General features: G+C 62.2%; 27 protein-coding genes and 1 pseudogene. 18 read left to right on the forward strand and 10 right to left on the reverse strand.

The genetic code is table 11. The features are described 5' to 3' along the window. Together H0241_RS12260 and H0241_RS12265 are read left to right on the forward strand one after the other, a co-directional pair. Nucleotides 1-191 (forward strand): transposase (locus tag H0241_RS12260; RefSeq protein WP_181057704.1); only part of this gene is annotated, 191 nt, incomplete at its 5' end. Nucleotides 192-413: 222 nt separating this feature from the next. Beyond that, a complete protein-coding gene (locus H0241_RS12265) occupies nt 414-728 on the forward strand; it encodes a hypothetical protein (protein WP_181057706.1) in 315 nt (104 codons plus the stop codon). Between the two features lie 72 nt (nt 729-800). On the opposite strand, the gene H0241_RS12270 is transcribed toward H0241_RS12265, so the two are convergent. Further along, complete coding sequence (locus H0241_RS12270; RefSeq protein WP_181057708.1) at nt 801-1,130, reverse strand: nuclear transport factor 2 family protein; 330 nt, start codon at nt 1,128-1,130, stop codon at nt 801-803. A 175-nt stretch (nt 1,131-1,305) separates the two neighbouring features. Here H0241_RS12270 and H0241_RS12275 point away from each other — a divergent pair, with 175 nt between their 5' ends. Beyond that, nucleotides 1,306-1,629, forward strand: a complete 324-nt coding sequence (locus H0241_RS12275) for a winged helix-turn-helix transcriptional regulator (RefSeq protein WP_181058219.1) — start codon at nt 1,306-1,308, stop codon at nt 1,627-1,629. An 8-nt stretch (nt 1,630-1,637) separates the two neighbouring features. Here the strand turns inward: H0241_RS12275 and H0241_RS12280 are convergent, their stop codons facing one another. Next, the gene (locus tag H0241_RS12280; RefSeq protein WP_181057710.1) at nt 1,638-2,330 is read right to left on the reverse strand and encodes a GntR family transcriptional regulator; all 693 of its coding nucleotides are present in this window, start codon (nt 2,328-2,330) and stop codon (nt 1,638-1,640) included. A 69-nt stretch (nt 2,331-2,399) separates the two neighbouring features. Here H0241_RS12280 and H0241_RS12285 point away from each other — a divergent pair, with 69 nt between their 5' ends. From H0241_RS12285 to H0241_RS12300, 4 genes are read left to right on the forward strand one after another with little or no spacing between them, the layout of a single operon-like run. Further along, nucleotides 2,400-3,293 carry a dihydrodipicolinate synthase family protein gene (locus tag H0241_RS12285; protein ID WP_181057712.1) on the forward strand — a complete coding sequence of 298 codons (894 nt, stop codon included), beginning with the start codon at nt 2,400-2,402 and terminating at the stop codon, nt 3,291-3,293. 10 nt (nt 3,294-3,303) lie between these two features. Next, nucleotides 3,304-3,747 carry a GNAT family N-acetyltransferase gene (locus H0241_RS12290; RefSeq protein ID WP_181057714.1) on the forward strand — a complete coding sequence of 148 codons (444 nt, stop codon included), beginning with the start codon at nt 3,304-3,306 and terminating at the stop codon, nt 3,745-3,747. Then, nucleotides 3,744-4,991, forward strand: a complete 1,248-nt coding sequence (locus H0241_RS12295) for an NAD(P)/FAD-dependent oxidoreductase (protein WP_328824667.1) — start codon at nt 3,744-3,746, stop codon at nt 4,989-4,991. Before H0241_RS12290 ends, H0241_RS12295 begins: the two co-directional genes overlap by 4 nt. 13 nt (nt 4,992-5,004) lie before the next feature. Then, nucleotides 5,005-6,006: a 4-hydroxyproline epimerase gene (locus tag H0241_RS12300; RefSeq protein WP_181057716.1), complete on the forward strand. Its 1,002-nt coding sequence runs from the start codon at nt 5,005-5,007 to the stop codon at nt 6,004-6,006. On the opposite strand, the gene H0241_RS12305 is transcribed toward H0241_RS12300, so the two are convergent. Then, nucleotides 5,999-6,904 (reverse strand): LysR substrate-binding domain-containing protein, encoded by a 906-nt coding sequence (locus H0241_RS12305; protein ID WP_181057718.1) that lies wholly within the window; start codon nt 6,902-6,904, stop codon nt 5,999-6,001. The genes H0241_RS12300 and H0241_RS12305 overlap by 8 nt on opposite strands. 132 nt (nt 6,905-7,036) lie before the next feature. On the opposite strand from H0241_RS12305, the gene H0241_RS12310 reads away from it, so the two are divergent. The 10 genes and pseudogenes from H0241_RS12310 (at nt 7,037) to H0241_RS12355 (ending at nt 18,749) form a co-directional block, all read left to right on the forward strand. Next, nucleotides 7,037-7,423 carry an ectoine synthase gene (locus H0241_RS12310; RefSeq protein ID WP_181057720.1) on the forward strand — a complete coding sequence of 129 codons (387 nt, stop codon included), beginning with the start codon at nt 7,037-7,039 and terminating at the stop codon, nt 7,421-7,423. 446 nt (nt 7,424-7,869) lie between these two features. After that, nucleotides 7,870-8,772 carry a branched-chain amino acid ABC transporter permease gene (locus H0241_RS12315; RefSeq protein ID WP_181057722.1) on the forward strand — a complete coding sequence of 301 codons (903 nt, stop codon included), beginning with the start codon at nt 7,870-7,872 and terminating at the stop codon, nt 8,770-8,772. 4 nt (nt 8,773-8,776) lie between these two features. Continuing rightward, the gene (gene livM, locus H0241_RS12320) at nt 8,777-10,372 is read left to right on the forward strand and encodes a high-affinity branched-chain amino acid ABC transporter permease LivM (RefSeq protein WP_181057725.1); all 1,596 of its coding nucleotides are present in this window, start codon (nt 8,777-8,779) and stop codon (nt 10,370-10,372) included. Continuing rightward, nucleotides 10,372-11,451: pseudogene (locus H0241_RS12325) on the forward strand (ABC transporter ATP-binding protein); the annotation flags it as partial. The gene livM and the pseudogene H0241_RS12325, both read left to right, overlap by 1 nt. 17 nt (nt 11,452-11,468) lie before the next feature. Continuing rightward, the gene (locus tag H0241_RS12330; RefSeq protein ID WP_181058221.1) at nt 11,469-12,197 is read left to right on the forward strand and encodes an ABC transporter ATP-binding protein; all 729 of its coding nucleotides are present in this window, start codon (nt 11,469-11,471) and stop codon (nt 12,195-12,197) included. Nucleotides 12,198-12,309: 112 nt separating this feature from the next. Beyond that, nucleotides 12,310-12,657 carry a DUF6867 family protein gene (locus tag H0241_RS12335; protein ID WP_181057727.1) on the forward strand — a complete coding sequence of 116 codons (348 nt, stop codon included), beginning with the start codon at nt 12,310-12,312 and terminating at the stop codon, nt 12,655-12,657. Between the two features lie 137 nt (nt 12,658-12,794). Next, the gene (locus tag H0241_RS12340; RefSeq protein WP_181057728.1) at nt 12,795-13,916 is read left to right on the forward strand and encodes a branched-chain amino acid ABC transporter substrate-binding protein; all 1,122 of its coding nucleotides are present in this window, start codon (nt 12,795-12,797) and stop codon (nt 13,914-13,916) included. A 300-nt stretch (nt 13,917-14,216) separates the two neighbouring features. Further along, complete coding sequence (pyc, locus tag H0241_RS12345; protein ID WP_181057730.1) at nt 14,217-17,675, forward strand: pyruvate carboxylase; 3,459 nt, start codon at nt 14,217-14,219, stop codon at nt 17,673-17,675. Nucleotides 17,676-17,943: 268 nt separating this feature from the next. Then, nucleotides 17,944-18,204 (forward strand): DUF2312 domain-containing protein, encoded by a 261-nt coding sequence (locus H0241_RS12350; RefSeq protein WP_112393546.1) that lies wholly within the window; start codon nt 17,944-17,946, stop codon nt 18,202-18,204. 92 nt (nt 18,205-18,296) lie between these two features. After that, on the forward strand, nt 18,297-18,749 hold the full coding sequence (locus H0241_RS12355) for a hypothetical protein (RefSeq protein WP_181057732.1): 453 nt from the start codon (nt 18,297-18,299) through the stop codon (nt 18,747-18,749). 10 nt (nt 18,750-18,759) lie between these two features. On the opposite strand, the gene H0241_RS12360 is transcribed toward H0241_RS12355, so the two are convergent. Next, nucleotides 18,760-19,269, reverse strand: coding sequence for an arsenate reductase ArsC (locus tag H0241_RS12360; protein WP_181057734.1), 510 nt, complete (start codon nt 19,267-19,269; stop codon nt 18,760-18,762). A 205-nt stretch (nt 19,270-19,474) separates the two neighbouring features. On the opposite strand from H0241_RS12360, the gene H0241_RS12365 reads away from it, so the two are divergent. Beyond that, the gene (locus H0241_RS12365) at nt 19,475-19,813 is read left to right on the forward strand and encodes a hypothetical protein (protein ID WP_181057736.1); all 339 of its coding nucleotides are present in this window, start codon (nt 19,475-19,477) and stop codon (nt 19,811-19,813) included. A gap of 67 nt (nt 19,814-19,880) precedes the next feature. Here the strand turns inward: H0241_RS12365 and msrB are convergent, their stop codons facing one another. From msrB to H0241_RS12395, 6 genes are all read right to left on the reverse strand, one after another. Next, nucleotides 19,881-20,285 (reverse strand): peptide-methionine (R)-S-oxide reductase MsrB, encoded by a 405-nt coding sequence (gene msrB, locus H0241_RS12370; protein ID WP_023832607.1) that lies wholly within the window; start codon nt 20,283-20,285, stop codon nt 19,881-19,883. A gap of 103 nt (nt 20,286-20,388) precedes the next feature. Continuing rightward, nucleotides 20,389-21,579, reverse strand: coding sequence for a vWA domain-containing protein (locus H0241_RS12375; protein ID WP_181057738.1), 1,191 nt, complete (start codon nt 21,577-21,579; stop codon nt 20,389-20,391). A 9-nt stretch (nt 21,580-21,588) separates the two neighbouring features. Beyond that, nucleotides 21,589-21,993, reverse strand: a complete 405-nt coding sequence (locus H0241_RS12380) for a type II toxin-antitoxin system HicB family antitoxin (RefSeq protein ID WP_181057740.1) — start codon at nt 21,991-21,993, stop codon at nt 21,589-21,591. Between the two features lie 11 nt (nt 21,994-22,004). Then, complete coding sequence (locus H0241_RS12385) at nt 22,005-22,199, reverse strand: type II toxin-antitoxin system HicA family toxin (RefSeq protein WP_181057742.1); 195 nt, start codon at nt 22,197-22,199, stop codon at nt 22,005-22,007. 60 nt (nt 22,200-22,259) lie between these two features. Then, a complete protein-coding gene (locus tag H0241_RS12390) occupies nt 22,260-22,706 on the reverse strand; it encodes a GNAT family N-acetyltransferase (protein WP_181057744.1) in 447 nt (148 codons plus the stop codon). Between the two features lie 57 nt (nt 22,707-22,763). Continuing rightward, nucleotides 22,764-23,051 (reverse strand): type 2 periplasmic-binding domain-containing protein, encoded by a 288-nt coding sequence (locus tag H0241_RS12395; protein ID WP_235984256.1) that lies wholly within the window; start codon nt 23,049-23,051, stop codon nt 22,764-22,766. Between the last annotated feature and the right edge of the window lie 44 nt (nt 23,052-23,095).

The following is a 23,095-nucleotide window of genomic DNA, read 5'->3' on the forward strand; positions in this document are numbered from 1 at the left end:
TGCCGCCCTACTCCCCGGACCTCAATCCAATCGAGCAGGCCTTCGCAAAGATCAAACACTGGATGCGCCAAGCCCAGAAGCGAACCGTCGAGGACACTTGGCGCCACATCGGCCACCTCGTCGAAACAATCGAACCCGGCGAATGCAAGAACTACTTCGAAAACGCCGGATACGCTTCCATCAAAACGTGAAAGACTCTAAAGGAACAAGCAGGCGTCCGCGCGGCGCCCGCTTGTTATTTTCCTTGGTCAACACCATATATGGAACATAGCGGGAACATCCGCTGGATGGCAGACCGGAACACAGAAAGGAGCGACGCGATGATGACGTCGGAACCGGCCTGGGTCGTCCCGGCAAAATGAGGCCGTCAACCACCTCTTCTTGCCGGGATGCGATGGCAAAGGAGGTGCTCTATGGCACGCAAATCTCTGTTAGCTTGGGTGAAGACCCTGGTTCTTGCCGGTGCACTGGCGATGGGCACGAGTGCCGCCAGCGCTCAGTACCAGTTCTGCGTTGAGCACGGCGTTCTCGTCGCGCATCTGAGCGAGAATTTCCAGGAAAAGCAGTTTGCGTTCGGGCTGATCGGTCAGACCGCGATCATGGAAGTCTTCGTCGGTGAGAGCGGAACCTGGACGATCGTCGTCACCAATGTCGCCGGCACAAGCTGCATCATCGCGGCCGGCAACAATTGGGAAAGTGTCGTGGCCCAGTCCGGCCACGATACATGACGGAACAGGCGCTGTGCCTTGCGTCACCCCACCGTAAAAAGCCGGTGAACGGTGGCCTCGCCGGCGGCATGGTCATGCGCCGATTTCCAGCCGCGTGATCCGCTCGCCGGCCAGCATGAAGTTATAGTGCAGCGTCGCCGGACTGCCGGGGAAATTGCCAGAGACGATGCCGGCGACCCGCCACACATGGCCGTTGACCGTCGCGTCGGCGACCTCCACTGTCACCCGGTATTTACGTGTGGTTGCTTCCATCCAGTTGCGAATGGCGGCTGGCCCCTGATGGGTTTCGCCCTCGTCGCGAACCGTCGCGTCCGGTGCGAAGGGGATGAGCATTGCGTCGATGTCGTGCCGGTTCTTGGCAGCAAAATAATCCGCCAGCGGCTGCGGAAGTTTTACGGTCATGGTCTCGTCTCCGGTTCCGGTTGTCGCCCGCCGGCTTGACGTCGGCGGTGCTTGTTCGGCCCCTAAAGTGAGGTATGCTGCGGAAATGACAAGAACCGACGAAAAGGTAAGGTACTTACCTGAAAGTAAGGCCGAGCCTGAAAGTAAGGTTGGGGCTGAAAGCAAGGTCGCGCCGCTGACGCCCTCATCCGCGGCGAGCGGCGTCGAGAATGTGCTGCGCATCCTCGAAGGGCGCTGGAAGCTGGTGATCCTGTTTCACCTGTTCGGCGGCAAGGTGCTGCGCTTCTCCGACCTCGAACGGGCGATCCCGGCGATCTCGCAGAAGATGCTGATTCAACAGCTACGGCAGATGGAGGCCGATGGCATCGTGCGCCGTATCGTGCATCACCAGGTGCCGCCGAAGGTCGAGTATTGCCTGACCGACTGGGGACAGTCGCTGTGCCCGGCGCTCGATGCCCTGTTGAAATGGGCGGCCAAGAAAGAACCTGCCGCAAGCTGAGGTAGGATCTACCGCGTCGCCGCTGCCTCGGCATGGCCGCGCAGCAGCGCCATCAGGCGTTTGGCGTCCTTGGCGGCGGCTTCCTCGTCGCCGGCCAGGATCGAGCGGATCAGCGCGACGTGGTGCTCGGCGGATTCGGCAAGGCCGGTGTCGGCCTTGTAGCGGAACCAGAAGCGGCGGCTGTGCGTCTGCAAGGGTGCGGCTAGGCGCGCCGCGAACGGGTTGTCGGCAGCCAGCGCCAGCGCTTCGTCGAGCGCCTTGTCGGCCTGGATGAAGGCCAGCACATTGCCCGAGATGACCGCCTTCTGCATGGCGAGCGCCGCTTCGTGAAACATGTCTGCGGCTTCGCGGGTGACGAAGCGAGCGGCCGAGCGGGCCAGCACCACCTCGACGCCGCGCCTTGCATCAAGCACACGCAGCCAGTCGCCGGGGTGCAGCGGGGCGATGGCGATGCCGGCGCGGGGCCTGACGTCCAGCAGCCCTTCCCATGCCAGGCGCTGGATCGCTTCGCGCACCGGCGTGCGGCCAAGGCCGAGCCTTTCGATCAGGGCGCCCTCGGTGACGAAGCTCGACGGCGCCAGTTCCAATGTCACGATCATATGCTCGAGCACGCGGTAAGCCTTGACGGCGGCCGGTTCGGATGTCGTGCCTGGTTCGATGGATATCAAAGGCGGTCTCCTGATATATTTTAGATATATCATAACAGATTCCGCATTGACAGCGGATTTCTTACCAGATATACGGCTGATATATCAGATGGAGAAATGACCATGTGGACCGGAGTTTTCCCCGCCGTCACGACCAAATTCACCGAGGACGATCGCCTCGACCATGCCGAGATGGAGCGCTGCTTTGCGCTGCAGATGGAGGCCGGTTGCGACGGCATCATCGTCTGCGGTTCGCTCGGCGAAGGGCCGATGCTGTCGCATGACGAGAAGATCGAGGTGTTGAAGACCGCCCAGAAGGTTGCCGGCAACAAGCCGGTGCTGCTGACGATCAACGAGGCGGGCACCCGCGAGGCGGCAAGCATTGCCAAGCGCGCCGCCAAGGAGGGTGCCAACGGCCTGATGGTGGTGCCGAGCCCGATCTATCACACCAACCCCGAAGAGACAGTCGCCGCCTTGCGCGCCGTGGCGGCGGCCGGCGACCTGCCGGTGATGATCTACTCCAACCGGCTCGCCTACCGCGTCGACGTCACCGTCGACCAGATGGAGGAGCTCGCCGCCGACAAGCGCTTCGTCGCCATCAAGGAATCGTCCGACGATATCCGCCGTTCGACCGAGATCATCAACCGCTTCGGCGACCGCTACGACCTGTTCACCGGCGTCGACAATCTCGCCTTCGAGGCGCTGTCGGTCGGCGCTATCGGCTGGGTGGCGGGTCTGGTTGTCGCCTTCCCGCGCGAGACCGTCGCCATCTACCAGCTGATGAAGCAGGGCCGCCGCGAAGAGGCGCTTTCGATCTACCGCTGGTTCCGGCCGCTGCTCGATCTCGATGTCTCGACCTATCTGGTACAAAATATCAAGCTTGCCGAAGTGCTCGCGATCAACACAAATGACCGCGTGCGCATGCCGCGCCAGCCGCTGTCGGGCGAGCGCCGCAAGGTCGTCGAAAAGATCGTCAAGGACGCGCTGGCGGTACGGCCGAAGCTGCCGTCCTTCTGAGGAAGGTTAGATGCCGTCTCATCTCAAGCGCGTCGAAAGCGATGGAGACTGGTCGGCATATCACAGCATACGCAAGCGCGTTCTTTGGGAGGATCGGGGCCTGGGCGGTTATGACGAACGGCATCCCGACGACCGTCTTGCCGACAATCATCCGCTGCTCCTAATGCAGGATGGCGCGCCGGTGGGGACTGCCAGGCTGGATGTTGTCGACCAGCACCTCGGCATTGTCAGGCTTGTTGCGATCGAATCCGGGCTGCAACGGCGCGGCCTAGGTCGCGCCCTCATGAGCCAAGTGGAGACTTATGCCCGTGGCCTCGGTCTCGTTCGGCTGGAGGTCAATGCCGCCAGGGATGCCGAAGGGTTCTATCATAGGCTCGGCTGGGAGACTGTGCATTCTGACCGGAAGAACCCGCTGATGACGAAAGCCCTGAAAGCTGGAGGCATTCCATCGTGACTGCGCCAATTTTGGACGTCGCCATTGTCGGTGGCGGCATTGTCGGCATCTGTGCGGCCGCCCAACTGGTGGAGGCCGGGCGCAGCGTCACCATCTTCGACCGCACCGGCATCTGCGAGGAAACCAGTTCCGGCAATGCCGCCGCCTTTGCCTTCTCCGACGTGCTGCCGATGGCGCATAAGGGGATGATGCGGCAATTGCCGAAATGGCTTGCCGACCCGCTCGGGCCGCTCGCCATACCACCAGCCTATTTGCCCAAACTCCTGCCTTGGCTGATCCGCTTTTGGCGCGCCGGCGCGCCGAGGCATTACGAGGCGAGCCTTGCCGCGCAGGCCGGCATGATGAAGCTCGCCGAGGCAGAGTGGATGGGACTGCTCGACCGTTCCGGCGCGCGGCCGATGCTGCACGAGGACGGCTCGCTGGAACTCTACGAATGCGAGGCCGAGTTTCAGAGCGGGCTCCCCGGCTGGGCGGCGCGCGAGCGTTTCGGCATCGGCTTTCGCCATGTCGAAGGCGACGAACTGGCGCAGCTGCAGCCGGGCCTGTCGCCGCGCTTCATCAAGGGCACCTTCGTACCGGTATGGAAGACCGTTGCCGACCCGAAACTGCTCGGCAAGGCGGTGTGGGCCTATGCCGAAGGGTTGGGTGCGCGTTTCGAAAAAGCACGCGTCGAGCGCGTTGCGGCCGATCATGCTGGCGCGACGCTAACGCTGGCCGACGGTACGGCCAGGCAGGCAAGGAACCTCGTCGTCGCGGCCGGCGCATGGTCGCATCTACTGGCCAAGAACCTCGGCGACATTATCCCGCTCGAGACCGAGCGCGGCTACAACACAACCTTGCCGAAGACCGCCTTCGATGTGCGGCGGATGCTGATCTTCTCCGGCCACGGCTTCGTCATCACGCCACTCGACACAGGCTTGCGTGTCGGCGGCGCCGTCGAGTTGGGCGGACTCGACCGGCCGCCGAATTTTGCGCGCTCGAAGGCCATGCTGGAAAAAGCTGGACAATTCCTTCCGGGGCTGGACTCATCAGGTGGCCGCGAGTGGATGGGCTATCGCCCGTCGCTGCCGGATTCGCTGCCGGTTATCGGCGCCTCGCGCGCGTCGCCCAATGTCGTCTACGCCTTTGGCCATGGCCATCTCGGCCTGACCCAGGCGGCGGCCAGCGGCCGCTTGATCCGCGATCTCGTTCTCGGGCAGACTTCGCCGATCGATCTTACTCCCTTCAGTCCGCAACGGTTTTGAGTTCGAGGAAATCATGGCCAAAAAATCCTTCTTCTGCATCGACGGCCATACGTGCGGCAATCCGGTGCGGCTGGTCGCCGGTGGCGGTCCTTTGCTTCAGGGTTCGACGATGATGGAGCGGCGGGCGCATTTCCTGGCGGAATATGACTGGATCCGCACCGGGCTGATGTTCGAGCCGCGCGGCCATGACGTGATGTCGGGCTCGATCCTCTATCCGCCGACGCGCGAGGATTGCGACATCGCCATCCTGTTCATCGAAACCTCAGGTTGCCTGCCGATGTGCGGCCACGGCACGATCGGCACGGTGACGATGGCCATCGAGCATGGGCTGATCAAGCCAAAGACGCCGGGTGTGCTCAGGCTCGACACGCCCGCCGGGCTGGTCATCGCCGAGTACAAACAGGTGGGCGACTATGTCGAGGAGGTGCGCATCACCAATGTGCCGTCCTTCCTCTATGCCGAAGGGCTGACGGTCGACTGCCCGCAGCTTGGCGAAATCAGCGTCGATGTCGCCTATGGTGGCAATTTCTACGCCATCGTCGAGCCGCAGGCGAATTACCGCGACATGGCTGATTATTCCGCCGGCGACTTCATCGCCTGGAGCCCGGTGGTGCGGCAGCGGCTCAACGAGAAGTATTCGTTCGTGCATCCGGAAAACCCAGGGATCAACCGGCTGTCGCACATGCTGTGGACGGGCAAGCCGACGGTGGCGGGCGCGGATGGGCGCAACGCCGTCTTCTATGGCGACAAGGCGATCGACCGCTCACCCTGCGGCACAGGCACTTCGGCGCGCATGGCGCAGCTTCATGCCAAGGGCAAGCTCAAGGCTGGCGACAGCTTTGTTCATCAATCGATCATCGGTTCGCTGTTCAAGGGCAAGGTGGAAAAGGACGTCACGGTCGCCGGCAAGCCGGCCATCATCCCTTCGATCGGCGGCTGGGCGCGGATGACCGGTCTGAACACCATCTTCATCGACGACCGCGACCCGTTCGCACACGGCTTTGTGGTCAAGTGAGATTGCTGGGCTGCTGATCATCCGGCCCGACCCAGACCTCACGGCGAAACCAGTCGGCAAAGGTGAGCGCGGCGGGCGAGGCATTCGCCGACATGGTCAGGAAGTATGCCTTGTCGCGGTTGGTCGAGATGTCGGACAGGACCACGAGGTCGCCCCGCTTCAGTTCGTCGCGGAAAACATCGACCGGACAAAGCGCCACGCCGTGGCCGGCAATGACCGCAGTCGCCAGAATGTTGAAGTCGGCAAAGACCGGCCCGTTGCCGACATCGACCTTGGCCAGTCCGGCCTCGGCAAACCACTCGTCCCAGCCCTGACGGTTCTCGTCATGCAGCAGGTCGGCGCCGGCGATCCCGGCAGGGGTTCGCAGATGCTCCCTGCCGGCCAGGTAATAGGGGCTGCACACCGGCCGGTTGAGGCGCGAAAACAGCTTCAGGCTGGTGACGCCGGGCGTCGGATCGGCGCCGAGCGTGATCAGCACGTCATTGTCGCCATCGCCAAGCCTGTCCTCCGCCTTGGCATAGGCGACGCGCATGCCGATGTCGGGATGGCTGGCGGTGAAGGCGGGCAGGCGGGGCACCAGCCAGCGGCTGGCGATGGACGGAATGCAGCCGACGGAAATGGTCGCCGCAGCGGCATTGCGCCGGATGCGCCGGCAGGTGGCGCCGAGTTCGGCAAGGGCAGCACTCGCCGACGCTTGCAGGATCACGCCGGCGTCGGTCAGCCTTACCTTGCGCGCATCGCGATGGAATAGAGACACGCCCAGCCACTCCTCCAGGCGCCTTATCTGGTGGCTGATCGCCGGATGGGTCACATGCAGTTCCTCGGCAGCAGCGGAAAAGCTCAGGCGGCGCGAGGCAGCCTCGAAAGCGCGAATGGCATTCAGCGGGATGTAGTCCATCTGTAAGATTTACTAACATGATCGGTGAGAAGCAATCATTTGAAAGCCTGCCTGGCATGCGGCATCTCTGCAGCGGATCATCAATCCATCCATAATCTTCCGGCCATGGCCGGTATCCGCAGGGAAATCGTCATGTTCACCAGACAATTGGCTGATGTAGAAAAATCTGACTTCTTCGTGAATTGGGGCAATGGCACCAGCCACCGGCTACTGACCCAGCAGGACGGCATGGGCTTCACTGTCTGCCACACCGTCGTGCGCGCCGGCAGCGAATCGCGCCTCCAGTATCGGCAACATTTCGAGGCCTGCTATTGCATCGCCGGCGCCGGCGAGGTCGAGGACATGTCGGGTGCGGTGCACCGCATCGAGCCGGGTACGATCTATGTGCTCAATGAGCATGACGAGCACTATCTGCGGGCCGACGCCGTGGGCGACATGATCCTGGTCAGTGTCTTCAATCCGCCCTTGAAGGGCACGGAGCGGCATGCACTGAGCGAGGACGGTGGGTCCGCCTATTGATCAAAGAAGGGCAGCCGCTTCCACGCCCGGCGGCCGGGCCTGGACGCTCGGATACACATAGTCTTTTATCGACCATCGCGGTCCACTCGCTCGAGGCTTTGTGGCGAAGTAGCAAGAATCTTGCCCCCGAGGAAAGGAATGTGGCTAAAAAACGAAGCCTGTCAGCAACGCAACGATTCGTCTCATCACCTAATTTTGACGGTGATTTCTTCGAAATGGGGTGCATTGTCCGGCTGAATCGTCAAAGACATTGCGTTATGCCAATGATAGGGTCCGCGATAGTCCAGGGGTCGGGAGCAAAAAACGGGCAATCGGACTGCGTGCCGGCAAAACACGCACGACGTTTGAAAAATCACGTTGCAATCCGGGCTCGAAACTTTACGACTAGGGGAAATACGAAAAGGAATGCGTCTGCATGGGCGACATTCCAGGGGAGCCATGTACACATGCAGTATTTTGTCCAGCAGCTTATCAATGGGCTGACGCTGGGATCGATCTATGGGCTGATCGCAATCGGCTACACGATGGTCTACGGCATCATCGGCATGATCAACTTCGCCCATGGCGACATTTTCATGGTCGGGGCCTTCGCCGCCCTCGTCGTCTTCCTCATCCTCGGCTCCTTGTTCTATTCGGTGCCGGTCGTCCTGGCGCTGCTGATCATGATGATCGTGGCGATGCTGCTCACCAGCCTCTACAACTGGACGATCGAGAAGGTGGCCTACCGGCCGCTGCGCGGTTCGTTCCGGCTGGCGCCGCTGATCACCGCCATCGGCATGTCGATCGCGCTGTCGAACTTCATCCAGGTGACGCAGGGTCCGCGCAACAAGCCGATCCCGCCAATGGTCAGCAAAGTCTACGACATCTACGGCATCAGCGTGTCGCTGAAGCAGATCATCATCGTCATCGTCACGGCGCTGCTGCTGGCGCTGTTCTGGTACCTGGTCAACAGGACTTCGCTCGGCCGAGCGCAAAGGGCCTGCGAGCAGGACCGCAAGATGGCGGCACTGCTGGGCGTCGATGTCGATCGTACGATCTCGATCACCTTCATCATGGGCGCGGCCCTGGCGGCCGTCGCTGGCACGCTGTTCCTGATGTACTACGGCGTCATCGCCTTCTCCGACGGCTTCGTGCCGGGGGTCAAGGCCTTCACGGCTGCCGTTCTCGGCGGCATCGGGTCTCTGCCGGGCGCGGTGCTTGGCGGGCTTTTGATCGGCTTCATCGAGAGCATGTGGTCGGCATATTTCTCGATCGACTACAAGGACGTCGCGGCGTTCTCCATCCTGGCGATCGTGCTGATCTTCCTGCCTTCCGGCATTTTGGGCCGGCCAGAAGTCGAAAAGGTCTGAGACAATGGCGGTTTCCGTATCCTCGGAGCGCGACACCGTCGCCTCCCCCGTGCAGCGTGCATTTCGTGAAGCGCTCTATGCCGGCGCCATCTCGCTGGGGCTGTTCATTCTGTTCATCGGCCTGAAGACCGACCAGAACATCAGCAACCAGCTGATCCTGGCGCAGCGCTGGGGACTGCTCATCACCGTGGTCGTGCTGACCATGCTTGGCCGCTTCTTCTACATTGCCTATGGCCAGCCGTTCATGGCCAATCAGAAGATCGCCGATGTCGCCACCGGCCTGTTGCCGGCGAGCGTGGCGTCGCGCTTCTTCCAGCTTCCGGCCTTCATTGTCGCCGTCGTGCTAGCGGTTATCCTGGTTGCGTTCAGCAGCGCTCTGCCGGCGTTGGTGGGACCCGATCTGGCCGGCTATCTCCAGTTCCTGCGCGCGCTGGCCGTCATCTATGCGCTCGCCTGCGTGATCTTTTATTTCCGCGCATTCATCCACGCCAATTTCACCAAGCTCGGCATTGCGGCGCTGGTGCTATACCCGATCCTTGTCGTCGTGGTGCTGTCGGTCTATGCGTGGTCGATCATGGGCGGCCTGCAGGGGTCGTTGAAATGGGTCGACAATTACGGCATCCAGATCCTGATCTATGTGATGCTGGCCTGGGGCCTGAACATCGTCGTCGGCCTCGCCGGTCTGCTCGACCTTGGCTACGTCGCCTTCTATGCGGTCGGCGCCTATGCCTATGCGCTGCTTGGCTCCCACTACGGCCTGTCGTTCTGGATCCTGCTGCCGGCAGCCGGCGCCATGGCCGCCTTCTGGGGCGTGCTGCTCGGCTTTCCGGTGCTCAGGCTGCGTGGCGACTATCTCGCGATCGTCACGCTGGCCTTCGGTGAGATCATCCGGCTGGTGCTGATCAACTGGCGCGACGTGACCAACGGCTCGGCCGGCGTCTCCGGCATCCCGAAGGTCACCTTCTTCGGCCTGATGACGTTCAATTCGTCGGATCCGAACTATATCGGCAAGGTGCTGGATATCGCCCAGTCGAGCGCCTACTACAAGATCTTCCTCTATTACCTGATCCTGGCGCTGGCGCTGCTCACCGCCTTCGTCACCACCCGGTTGAGGCGCATGCCTGTCGGCCGCGCCTGGGAAGCACTGCGCGAGGACGAGATCGCCTGCCGCTCGCTCGGCATCAACACCACCACCACCAAGCTCACCGCCTTTGCCACCGGCGCCATGTTCGGCGGTTTTGCCGGCGCGTTCTTCGCCGCGCGGCAAGGTTTCGTCAGCCCTGAATCCTTCGTCTTCCTGGAATCGGCCATCATCCTTGCCATCGTCGTGCTTGGCGGCATGGGCTCGCTGGTCGGTATCGCGGTCGCCGCGCTGGTGATGATCGGCGGCACCGAGGCGTTGCGCGAACTCGATTTCCTGAAGAGCATCTTCGGCAAGGACTTCACACCGGAGCTCTACCGCATGCTTCTGTTCGGCATGGCCATGGTCATCGTCATGCTGTGGAAGCCGCGCGGCTTCGTCGGCAGTCGTGAACCGACAGCCTTCCTCAGAGAACGAAAAGCCGTCTCCAGTTCCTTCACCAAGGAAGGGCACGGCTGATGAGTGCGAATTCGATGAAAGACGCCATTCTCCAGGTCGAGCATCTGTCGATGAAGTTCGGCGGCCTGGTCGCTATCGGCGACCTGTCCTTCCAGGCCAAGCGCGGCGAGATCACCGCGCTGATCGGACCCAACGGCGCCGGCAAGACCACCGTCTTCAACTGCATCACCGGCTTCTACAAGCCGTCGGAAGGCATGATCACGCTCAACGGTGCCGACGGCTCGAGCTTCCTGCTCGAACGGCTGCCCAATCATGAGATCCCGGCGCGCGCCAAGGTGGCGCGTACCTTCCAGAACATCCGGCTGTTCTCCGGCATGACGCTGCTGGAGAACCTGCTGGTTGCCCAGCACAACAAGCTGATGAAGGCATCGGGCTATACGATCCTCGGCCTGTTCGGGATCGGTGGCTACCGCCGGGCCTCGGCCGAATCGGTTGAGCTTGCCAAGCACTGGCTGGAGAAGGCCGATCTTGTCGATCGCGCCGACGATCCGGCCGGCGACCTGCCCTATGGCGCGCAGCGACGGCTCGAGATCGCGCGCGCCATGTGCACGGGGCCCGAGCTCCTGTGCCTCGACGAGCCTGCGGCCGGTCTCAATCCGAAGGAATCGGCAGCGCTCAATTCGCTGCTGATGGATATCAAGAGCAGCACTTCGATCCTGCTGATCGAGCACGACATGTCGGTGGTCATGCAGATCTCCGACCATGTCGTTGTGCTGGAATATGGCCGCAAGATTTCCGACGGTAGCCCGCAATCGGTGCGCACCGACCCGCGCGTCATCGCCGCCTATCTCGGCGTCGACGACGAGGAGGTCGAGACGGTGCTGACCGAGGTCGGCGATGAAGACGTAATCGAACAGTTGGACATCGGGCCGGACTCGGCACACGGGCCAGGCACGTCGTCTTCTTATCTCGCCGGCCCGGTGAGCGACACGATCGGCCATAGCGAGGGCGAGCGGGTCACGGTATCGAAGGGCGCCTCGAAGGCAGCTCAATTCGACGCAAGGGTCAGCGCCGCGCCGAGAAAACCGACCGAGCGGGCCACGGCCAAGCCCGCCGGGAAATCCCCGACATCCAAGCCGCGCGGAGGGCGTAAATGATGGCCGAGACAACGCTGCTCGACATCAAGGGCGTCGAGACCTACTACGGCAACATCAAGGCGCTGAACGGCGTCGATGTCCACGTCAACCAGGGCGAGATCGTCGCGCTGATCGGCGCCAACGGTGCCGGCAAGTCGACGCTGATGATGACCATCTTCGGTGCGCCGCGGGCCCGTTCCGGCACCATCACTTTCGCCGGCACCGACATCACCCAGATGCCGACGCACGAGATCGCACGCATGCGCATCGCACAGTCGCCCGAAGGCAGGCGTATTTTCCCGCGCATGACGGTAATGGAAAACCTGCAGATGGGCGCCGGTCTCGACAACCTCAAGCACTATGACGAGGATGCCGAGAAGGTGTTCACGCTGTTCCCGCGCCTCAAGGAGCGCATCGCCCAGCGCGGCGGCACGCTGTCGGGCGGCGAGCAGCAGATGCTGTCGATCGGACGCGCGCTGATGGCGCGGCCGAAGCTGCTCCTGCTCGACGAGCCGTCGCTGGGCCTGGCGCCGCTGATCGTCAAGCAGATCTTCGATGCCATCCGCGAGCTGAACCGCATGCAAGGGCTGACCGTGTTCCTGGTCGAGCAGAACGCCTTCGGCGCGCTCAAGCTCGCCACGCGCGGCTATGTCATGGTCAACGGCAACGTGACCATGAGCGGCACAGGAAAGGAATTGCTCGCCAATCCCGAAGTGCGCGCGGCCTATCTCGAAGGCGGCCATCACTGAGTTTGGAGCGAAATGTATGCATACGGTATTCCGCTCCAAGTTGTTTGTTTGTCGCATGACCTTTGTCCGAAAAGTCTGCAACTTTTCGGGGTCATGCTAGGGAGTCTTCACCATGCAAGGCATTCTCTATGAGGAACCTTCCATCTGGCAGTTCTTCTTCGTCACCTGTCTGCTCGGCGGCTGGGCGGCTTGGATGACCGGCAAGGCCAGCGCCCAGACATGGCGCAGCCTGCCGGCGCTGTTCGCCTACCTGCTGGGGCTCGGCATAGGCATCAGGTTCATCCACCATGCCCTGTTCGGCGGCACGATGTTTTCGCTGCAATACTATGTCGTGGACACAATCGTGCTCATGATATTGGGGTTTGTCGGCTATCAATACACGCGCACCAACCAGATGGTGACGCAGTATAATTGGCTTTACGAACGTGCTTCGATCTTAAGCTGGAAACCGAAAGGCTGACGTTCATCATTAACGCCGTTTCGGGGATGAATCGGCGTGACAAGGGCCTGAAAATCGGCAAAGTACGCTTTCTGCGATAAGGGTGGGCATCGCATGAAAGTATCATCCACGCCCACCTCGTAAATGGGAGCGTTTCAATGAAGAAATCACTTTTGTCCGCCGTTGCCCTGACCGCGCTTGTCGCGTTCGGCGGTAACGCATGGGCTGATGTCCTCGTCGGCGTCGCCGGTCCGATCACCGGTCCGAATGCGGCCTTCGGTGCGCAGCTGCAGAAGGGTGCGGAAGCGGCTGTTGCCGACATCAACGCAGCAGGCGGCATGAATGGCGAGCAGATCAAGCTTGAAGTCGGTGACGACGTCTCCGATCCGAAGCAAGGCATCTCGGTCGCCAACAAGTTCGTCGGCGATGGCGTCAAGTTCGTGGTCGGCCACTTCAACTCGGGCGTCTCGATTCCGGTGTCGCAGGAAGTCTATGTCGACAACAATATCGTCGAAGTGACCCCGGCGGCGACCAACCCGAAATTCACCGAGCGCGGCCTGTGGAACGTGTTCCGCACCTGCGGACGCGACGACCAGCAGGGCGGCATTGCCGGCGCCTATATTGCGGCCAACTTCAAGGACGCCAAGGTTGCCGTCATCCACGACAAGACCCCCTACGGTCAGGGCCTTGCCGATGAAACCAAGAAGGCGATGAACGCAGCCGGCCTGACGGAAGTCATGTACGAAGGCGTCAATGTCGGCGACAAGGACTTCTCGGCGCTGATCGCCAAGATGAAGGACGCCGGCGTCACCCTGATTTATTGGGGCGGCCTGCACACTGAAGCCGGCCTGATCATCCGCCAGTCGGCTGACCAGGGCCTCAAGGCAACCCTGATGTCGGGCGACGGCATCGTCACCGACGAGCTGGCTGCGATCGCCGGCGACGCGGTTATCGGTACCCTCAACACCTTCGGCCCGGATCCGCGCCTGATCCCCGAGAACAAGGCACTGGTCGAGAAATTCCGCGCCCAGGGCTTTGAGCCGGAAGCCTACACGCTCTACGCCTATGCCGCTATGCAGGTCATCGCCGAAGCCGCAGCCGTGGCCAAGACGAACGACCCGGTGGAAGTGGCCAAGGCCTTGCATGAGAAGGGTCCGTTCAAGACCGTTCTGGGCGACCTCGCCTATGACGAGAAGGGCGATCCGAAGCTCCCGGGCTACATCATGTACGAGTGGAAGAAGGGTCCGGACGGCAAGATCACCTGGCTGCCGAAGTCCTGATCGGATAACGCAATCCCTACGAAATGCCCGGCGCTTGCGCCGGGCATTTTTCTTTGACCCGTCGCCTGGGTCCGAGCAGGGGCGGTGACGTTGGCTAAAAAGAACCTTTAGCCGGAGCTGGATTGTGCGCGGGATGACAATTCGCGTCACTCCGCGACGCCATTCGCACGCAGTCTTTCGCTTTGCAGTGCTAGAATCCATTTAAATCGGTTTAATCGCCTCCCGATTTTGGTTGCACTGCAGCATTTTCGCGTTAATCATTGCTGAGCCCCCATCCCTCCCTGTCCGGAGCCTTCTTCCTTGGCCATCACGAAGATCCTCGTCGCCAACCGGTCCGAAATTGCCATCCGCGTCTTTCGCGCGGCCAACGAGCTCGGCCTCAAAACCGTGGCGATCTGGGCCGAGGAGGACAAATATTCGCTGCATCGGTTCAAAGCCGATGAAAGCTACCAGGTCGGGCGCGGGCCGCATCTGCTTAGGGATATGGGGCCGATCGAAAGCTATCTGTCGATCGAGGAAGTGATCCGCGTCGCCAGGCTGTCCGGCGCCGACGCCATCCACCCGGGCTACGGCCTTTTGTCGGAGAGCCCCGAATTCGCAGATGCCTGCGCTGAGGCCGGCATCACGTTTATTGGCCCGAAGCCCGATACGATGCGCCGGCTCGGCAACAAGGTCGCCGCGCGCAATCTCGCCATTGAGGTCGGCGTGCCGGTGATCCCCGCCACAGACCCGTTGCCGGACGATATGGAGGCGGTCAAGAAACTGGCCAAGGAGATCGGCTATCCGGTGATGCTGAAAGCCTCGTGGGGCGGTGGTGGGCGCGGCATGCGCGCCATCCGCGCCGAGGCCGATCTTGCCCGTGAAGTCACGGAAGGCAAGCGCGAGGCGAAAGCCGCCTTCGGCAAGGACGAGGTCTATCTCGAAAAGCTGATCGAGCGCGCCCGCCATGTCGAGGTCCAGGTGCTTGGCGACACGCATGGCAACGCGGTGCATCTGTTCGAGCGCGACTGCTCGATCCAGCGCCGCAACCAGAAGGTCGTCGAACGGGCGCCGGCGCCATACCTTGAAATGTCGCAGCGCGAGGAGCTTTGCGGCTACGCGCTGAGGATCGCGCGCGAGACCAGCTATATCGGCGCCGGCACGGTGGAATTCCTGCAGGACGCCGACACCGGCAAATTCTACTTCATCGAAGTCAATCCGCGCATCCAGGTCGAGCACACCGTCACCGAGCAGGTGACCGGCATCGACATCGTCAAGGCGCAGATACACATCCTGGACGGCTTTGCCATCGGCACGCCGGAATCGGGCGTACCGGCGCAGAAGGACATCAGGCTGAACGGCCACGCGCTGCAGTGCCGCATCACCACCGAAGATCCCGAGCACAATTTCATTCCGGATTACGGCCGCATCACCGCCTATCGCGGCGCCACCGGCTTCGGCATCCGGCTCGACGGCGGCACCGCCTATTCGGGCGCCGTCATCACCCGCTTCTACGATCCGCTGCTGGAGAAGGTGACGGCGTGGGCGCCGACACCGGCCGAGGCGATCGCCCGCATGAACCGGGCGCTGCGCGAGTTCCGCATCCGCGGCGTCGCCACCAACCTCACCTTCCTCGAAGCGATCATCAACCACCCGAGCTTCGCCGACAATTCCTATACGACCAAGTTCATCGACACGACGCCGGAGCTGTTCCAGCAGGTCAAGCGCCAGGACCGCGCCACCAAGCTGCTCAACTACCTGGCCGACGTGTCGGTCAACGGTCATCCGGAAACCCGCGGCCGGCCCATGCCGAAGGCCGATGCGGCCGCGCCCGTCGTGCCCTATCTCAACGGCAATGTGCCGGGCGGCAGCAAGCAGAAACTGGACGTGCTCGGCCCGCAGAAATTTGCTGCCTGGATGCGCGAGCAGAAAGAGGTGCTGGTCACCGACACGACGATGCGCGACGGCCACCAGTCGCTGCTCGCCACCCGCATGCGCACGCATGACATTGCCAATATCGCCGGCACATATGCTCGGGCCTTGCCGCAGCTCCTGTCGCTTGAATGCTGGGGCGGCGCGACATTCGACGTCGCCATGCGCTTCCTCACCGAGGATCCATGGGAGCGGCTATCGCTGGTGCGCGAGGCAGCGCCCAACCTTTTGCTGCAGATGCTTTTGCGCGGCGCCAACGGCGTCGGCTACACCAACTACCCCGACAATGTCGTGCAGCATTTCGTCAAACAGGCAGCAAGCGGCGGCGTCGATCTGTTCCGTGTCTTCGACTGCCTAAACTGGGTCGAGAACATGCGCGTCGCCATGGACGCGGTCGGCACCGAAGGCAAGCTGGTCGAAGCGGCGATCTGCTACACCGGCGACATCCTCGATCCGGCGCGTGCGAAATACGACCTCAAATATTATGTCGGGCTGGCGAAGGAATTGCAGGCCGCAGGCGCTCACATCATCGCCGTCAAGGACATGGCCGGCCTGCTGAAGCCGGCCGCAGCACGCGTGCTGTTCAAGGCGTTACGCGAGGCAACCGACCTGCCGATCCACTTCCACACCCACGACACGTCGGGCCTGTCGGCGGCGACGGTGCTGGCGGCGGTGGAAAGCGGCGTCGACGCCATCGACGCGGCGATGGACTCTCTCTCCGGCAACACATCGCAGCCGTGCCTGGGCTCGATCGTCGAGGCGCTGAAGGGAACCGAGCGCGATCCCGGCCTCGACCCGCAATGGATCCGCCACATCTCGTTCTATTGGGAGGCGGTGCGCAACCAGTACGCCGCTTTCGAAAGCGACCTGAAAGGGCCAGCGTCAGAGGTCTATCTGCACGAGATGCCGGGCGGCCAGTTCACCAACCTCAAGGAGCAGGCGCGCTCGCTCGGGCTGGAAACGCGCTGGCACGAGGTGGCGCAGACCTATCACGACGTCAACCTGATGTTCGGTGACATCGTCAAGGTGACGCCGTCGTCCAAGGTCGTCGGAGACATGGCGCTGATGATGGTCAGCCAGGACCTGACTGTCACCGATGTCGAGAACCCCAACAAGGACATCGCCTTCCCGGACTCGGTGGTGTCGATGCTGCGCGGCGATCTAGGCCAGTCGCCGGGCGGTTGGCCGGAAGCCCTGCAAAAGAAGGTGCTGAAGGGCGACAAGCCGATCACGGTGCGGCCGGGCTCGCTGTTGAAACCCGCCGATCTCAAGGCCAGCCGCAAGGAGGTCGAGCAGAAGCTGGAGCGCAAGCTTAGCGAGTACGAATTCGCCTCGTGGCTGATGTATCCAAAGGTGTTTTCCGACTTCGCCGCGGCGCAGGAGACCTATGGCCCGGTCAGCGTGCTGCCGACGCCGACCTATTTCTACGGCATGAAGTCGGAAGACGAGATCTTTGTCGACATCGAAAAAGGTAAGACCCTGGTGGTACGCTGCCTTGCGATCGGCGATGTCGACGAGAAGGGCATGGTCACGGTGTTCTTCGAGCTCAACGGCCAGCCGCGAAGGGTGAAGGTTCCGGACCGGGCGCATGGCGCGTCCGCCGCCAAGGCGCGGCGCAAGGCTGAGCCCGGCAACGAGGCGCATGTCGGCGCGCCGATGCCTGGCGTGGTCTCCGCCCTTGCGGTTGCTGCCGGCCAGGCGGTCAAAGCCGGCGACGTGCTGCTGTCGATCGAAGCCATGAAGATGGAGACGGCGCTGCATGCCGAGCGCGACGGCACGATCGTCGAAGTGCTCGTCAAAGCGGGCGACCAGATCGACGCCAAGGATTTGTTGATCGCCTTTGGCTAAGGCGTGCTGATATTCAGGTGAGGCCGGCCTGCAAATGGCAGCTTCCTGCGCTTCCGGGTGCTCACGTACTTTAAGTACGCTCCGCTCCGGTTCTCGGAAGCCACCATTTTCGGCTCAGCCTGACTTGAATCTCAACACGCCTAAGGCGTGCGCAACTCTTCATGCCACATCGATAATGGCTTGACCCGCCGCGCCCGCTCGGGCATCGAACCCGCTCCAATTTTGCCGCGCCAGAATCGCGGTGCTTAAAAAGAAGCGGAGAAAAAACATGGCCGACGACATCACAGATACCAGCCAGACTGTTGCCGCCGGCCAGTTGCGCGCCTTCATCGAGCGCATCGAGCGGCTCGAGGAAGAAAAGAAGACCATCGCCGACGACATCAAGGAAGTGTTCGCCGAGGCCAAGGGCACCGGCTTCGACACCAAGGCGATGCGGTCGATCATCCGGCTGCGCAAGAAGGATCAGGCCGAGCGGCAGGAAGAAGACGCCATCCTCGATCTGTATATGGCGGCCCTCGGCATGGTGTAAGAGACTGTATGGAAATTCTACCCGGCTGATATCGCCGGAGCGGATTTCGAAACAGTCTCGGCCGGGCATGATGCTGGAGCGGGCATCGAACCATGAGCGAATTCGACTTTGGCGCCCGCCGCGCCTCTGAATTCCGCCAGCGCAGCTTCTGGGCGCTGTTCGCCGAACGGCATCCGGAGGAGCGCGCATCCATGGCGCGGCGCGGGCCGTGGTTCTGGCAGCGCGGGCTGCCCGATTTCGCCCTGGTCCTCTCCATGTATGTCGCGCCGGCGCAAAACCATGTCGGCGTCTTCTTCGGCCGCAACGAGAAATTCGGCGCCACTGAAGCCTGGTCGCGGCTGAAGCCGTTCCGGCCGGCGATCGAAGACAGGTTGAAACTCAGGCCCGAACAGAGCTGCGACGGCCTCGGCATCAATTCGATGTGGCGGGTGAACTGCTATGCCGAGGACAATTGGCCGGCCATGGCCGACTGGCTGGTGACGGAATGCTCGCGTTTCGAGCGCGCCGTCACCGAGGTGCTGGGACAGGTCGAGGCCGGTTCGTGAACCCGGCTGCCTAGTTCGGTTTCGGCGCGTCGCGGCCGATCTCGTCCAGATGCTGCTGCAGCGCCATGTGATCGAGCGCGTCCATCGGCAGGTTGGTGAACAGCGAGATGCGGTTGTTGAGCATGCGATAGGCATCGGCGAAGGCCAGATGCATCTCGGCGTCGGTGCCTTGTGCTTTGGCCGGGTCCGATATCGCCCACAGCGCCGTCATCGGATGACCCGGCCAGACAGGGCAGGATTCATTGGCGGTGCTGTCGCAGACGGTGAAGACGAAATCCATTTCAGGCGCGTTAGGTTCGGCAAACTCATCCCAGCCTTTGGAGCGGGCGAAGCCGGTGTCGTAGTTGAGGCTCTCGAGCAGCTGCAGCGCGTAGGGATTGACGGTGCCCTTCGGCTGGGACCCGGCGGAGAAGGCCTTGAATTTCGCGGCGCCGATCCGATTGAGGATGGCTTCGCCCATGATCGAGCGCGCCGAATTGGCGTTGCACAAGAACAGAACGTTGTAGCTTTTGTCGCTCATCAAAGACCTCCCCTGCAGGCGACCGGGATGAAGGAACGGCACGTTGTGCAGTTAGCTTTGCTGCGGATGCCGGCAAGGGGCGGGCTCGAAAAGATTTCGCGATTGTTTGAGGATGATCGACAAGCCATATGCTTCAACGATCATCATGCGGCGTTGACGTCGCGCTCGGATCGTTGTGCGGTATCGAATGGAGAGAGCCGAGCCGATGCAGGGGCCAGCAGGCAGCGAAAATGGCGAGCCGCGGCGCGCGGCCGGCTTCTTCCGTTCCCGTTGGCAAAGCCTGACACCGCTCGATCGGCTTTTCTGGCGCGACCTGGTCGTCGTCGGCACCGCCATCAGCATCGCCTCGTCAGTAGCCGCGCTCATCCTGCTCGGCCTGAAGCTGCCACTGCCATGGGTCCTGTTGGTGCATTTTTCGCCGGTGCCCTACAACATCTTCCTGACGCTGGCGGTCTGGCGAACTGCCGAGAAAGCCGGCGGTGCGAAGGCCTCGCTGATGATGCTGGGCTCGGCGCTTTGGCTGATCCTGACGGCCATCGCCTGAGGCGATTGCCGAACGAAAAAGGGCGGCCGGAGCCGCCCTTTGCAGGAGATGATGACCGGGTTGCGGTTTAAGCCGCCGGCTCGAATTTCAGCGCCACGCCGTTGATGCAATAGCGCAGGCCGGTTGGCGGCGGGCCGTCGTCGAAGACATGGCCGAGATGGCTGCCGCAGCGGGCGCAGTGGCATTCGGTGCGGACCATGCCGTAGCTGCGGTCGACAGTGTTTTCGACCGAACCAGGCACCGGGTCGTTGAAGCTCGGCCAGCCGGTGCCGCTCTCGAACTTCAGCTTGGATTCGAACAGCGGCTGGTCGCAGCCGACGCAGGAAAAGGTGCCAGCGCGCTTCTCGTAGAGCAGGGCGCAGCTTCCGGGACGTTCGGTGCCGTGGCCGCGCATGACCGCATATTGCTCCGGCGTCAGCCGGGCACGCCATTCGGCGTCGGTGCGGGTAACGGGGTAGGTGTGGGTGTCCATTCGATCTCCTCAGCCTTGGCGGCTTGTTGTTGGTTGCAATCTGTCTTCGCCCCAAGATAGGGGTTTGTTACAGGTTCGGCCAGCGCAGCGATGTACCTGAGCCTCAATGCTTGCGTGAAAGCTGCTTCGTCGCGGCTTCGAGCCCTGCCAGCGTCAGCGGGAACATGCGGCCGCCGAAGAGGTCGCGGATCATGGCGATCGAATGGGTGAAGCCCCAATTCTTGGGGTTTTCCGGGTTCAACCACACCGCATTCGGCCATTGCTGCAGCAAACGGCCGAGCCAGACGCTGCCGGCTTCCGGATTCCAGTGTTCGACCGAACCGCCGGGATGGGCAATCTCGTAAGGGCTCATCGAGGCGTCGCCGACGACGATCACCTTGTAGTCTGGGCCGTATTTGTGGAGGAGGTCGAAGGTCGGGATGGTCTCGGCTTGCCGGCGGCGATTGTCCTTCCAGACGCCCTCATAAAGGCAGTTGTGGAAGTAGAAATATTCGAGCTGGCGGAATTCGGCGCGAGCGGCCGAAAACAGTTCCTCGACGCTTTTGATGTGGTCATCCATCGAGCCGCCGACATCGAAGAACATCAGGAGCTTCACGGCGTTGCGCCGCTCGGGGCGCGTCTGCACATCGAGATAGCCGTGCTCGGCGGTGGCGTGGATGGTGCCGGGCAGGTCGAACTCTTCCTCCGCTCCCTCGCGCACCCAGCGGCGCAGGCGCTTCAGCGCCACCTTGATGTTACGGGTGCCGAGCTCGACCGCATCGTCGAAATTCCTGAACTCGCGCTTGTCCCAGACCTTTACCGCGCGGCGGTTGCGGCTTTCGTGCTGTCCAATGCGCACGCCTTCGGGATTGTAGCCATAGGCGCCGAAGGGCGAGGTGCCGCCGGTGCCGATCCATTTCGAGCCGCCCTGGTGCCGGCCCTTTTGCTCCTCCAGCCGCTGCTTCAGCGTCTCCATCAGTTTGTCGAAACCGCCGAGAGCCTCGACCAGCTTTTTCTCCTCCTCGGTCAGGTGCTTTTCAGCGAGACGGCGCAGCCATTCTTCCGGAATGTTGGCGACGTCAATGGCGTCCGGTCCGGTGAGCGCCTCGACACCTTTGAAGACATGCGCAAACACCTGATCGAAGCGGTCGATATGGCGTTCGTCCTTCACCAAAGCGGCGCGGGCGAGGTAATAGAAACCCTCGACGTCATAGTCGACCAGCCCGGCTTCCAGTCCCTCCAGCAGCGACAGATATTCCCTGAGCGAGACGGGAACCCGCGCGGCCTTCAGTTCGAGGAAGAAGGGAAGGAACATGGCCGGCCGTTATCTATGCCCTTCGATCTTCTCTCGTGCTGCACTAGCGATGAAAGCTGAACGCGTGAGGCCGCGCCGACCGGCTTCCTCGTCGATCGCAGCCAAAAGACCCGCGTCGAGCGACAGATTAGCCCGCACCGGCCGGCCGGAATCAATCAATACCGGGATCATCACGGCGGACTCTCCCGCTGTGCTGTCGATTTCACCCTGTCCGAGCAGCTCAGCAACGGTATTCGGTCCCGGCAAGGGCAAGTGTTTCGCCAAGTGCGCTTCGACCCATTCACGCACGGCCGACGTCACATCGGCGATGGCCTCTTCAGGGCTTGCGCCGCCGCCATGGCAACCCGGAAGGTCAGGGACTCGGACACCCCAGACATCGTCCGCGCCATCGAGAATTCCGATATAGTGCGCCATGTGCTTGGTCCTCAAATCCATCCTGCCAGCCGAGCGATCGACCGGGCAACGCCAGGAGATTGCTCACGGTGCCGAGGTACGATGAGCATCACCTCAGGCTTGTCCGGATGCTCATACTTGTCGTGCTTGCCGCCGCCGACACCTACCCAACCCTCGCGCAAAAGCCTCGCGATGATCTTGCGCGTATTGGTCTCGATCAGCGGCATCGCTCACCCACGTATGCGCAATATATTGCGCAATAGCTGTTATTTCAACTGGGTGTCTATCTACAGCAGATCGTACTCGATGAAGCCCGTCCGCCGCGCGACATGGTCGTAAAGCTTGCGGGCGGTGGTGTTGGTTTCGTGGGTCATCCAATAGACGTTCTTGACGCCGATCTTGCCGGCCTCCTGCTTGACCGCTTCGATGAGGGCCGCACCGATACCCTTGCCGCGCACATCGGGGTCGGCGAACAAATCCTGCAGGTAGCAGTTGTTTTTCTCCGACCAGCCGGAGCGGTGGTAGAGATAGTGGGTCAGGCCCACCGCCTTGCCGTCAAGGGTGGCGATAAATCCCTTCGGCTCGAATTCGCCTTCCGTGAACAGCCGGTTCCAGGTGATGTCGTAGATCTCGTCCGGCAGCTTGGTTTCGTAGAAGGTGAGGTAGGCGGTCCACAGCCGTCGCCAGTCGGCATGGTCGGACTGCGCCAAAGGGCGGACGGTGATCTCGGTCATTTAGGTTCCTCCAAAGCCTGATCCGTTCCGGCGGAATCAGATCCAGTACAGCTTCGCCTAAACCACCGGCGAATTGTACTCGCGAAATGCGGTCGCCAGCACATGCAGCGCCTCGCGCGCTCGCGGCGCCAGTGTGTGCGAATGCAGCACTACTTCGGATGGGTCAAGCGGCGGCAGGCCAAGCTTGCGGCCAATCTCGACCAGGCCGGGAGGAACGACGCGGTGGGCCAGCGCCGAGACAGCGAAGCCCGCCGACACCGCAATGTTGACGGCCGCACCGCCGCCGCCGACGAAGGCTTCCTCCCAGGCGATGCCTGCCTTGTCCAGCGTCTCGACTGCTCGCACACGATCCGGGCAGCTGCATATTGTGCTTAGAAGCGCCAGGCGTA

Origin of the sequence: Mesorhizobium neociceri, from assembly GCF_013520985.1 — a bacterium.
Lineage (GTDB): Bacteria > Pseudomonadota > Alphaproteobacteria > Rhizobiales > Rhizobiaceae > Mesorhizobium > Mesorhizobium neociceri.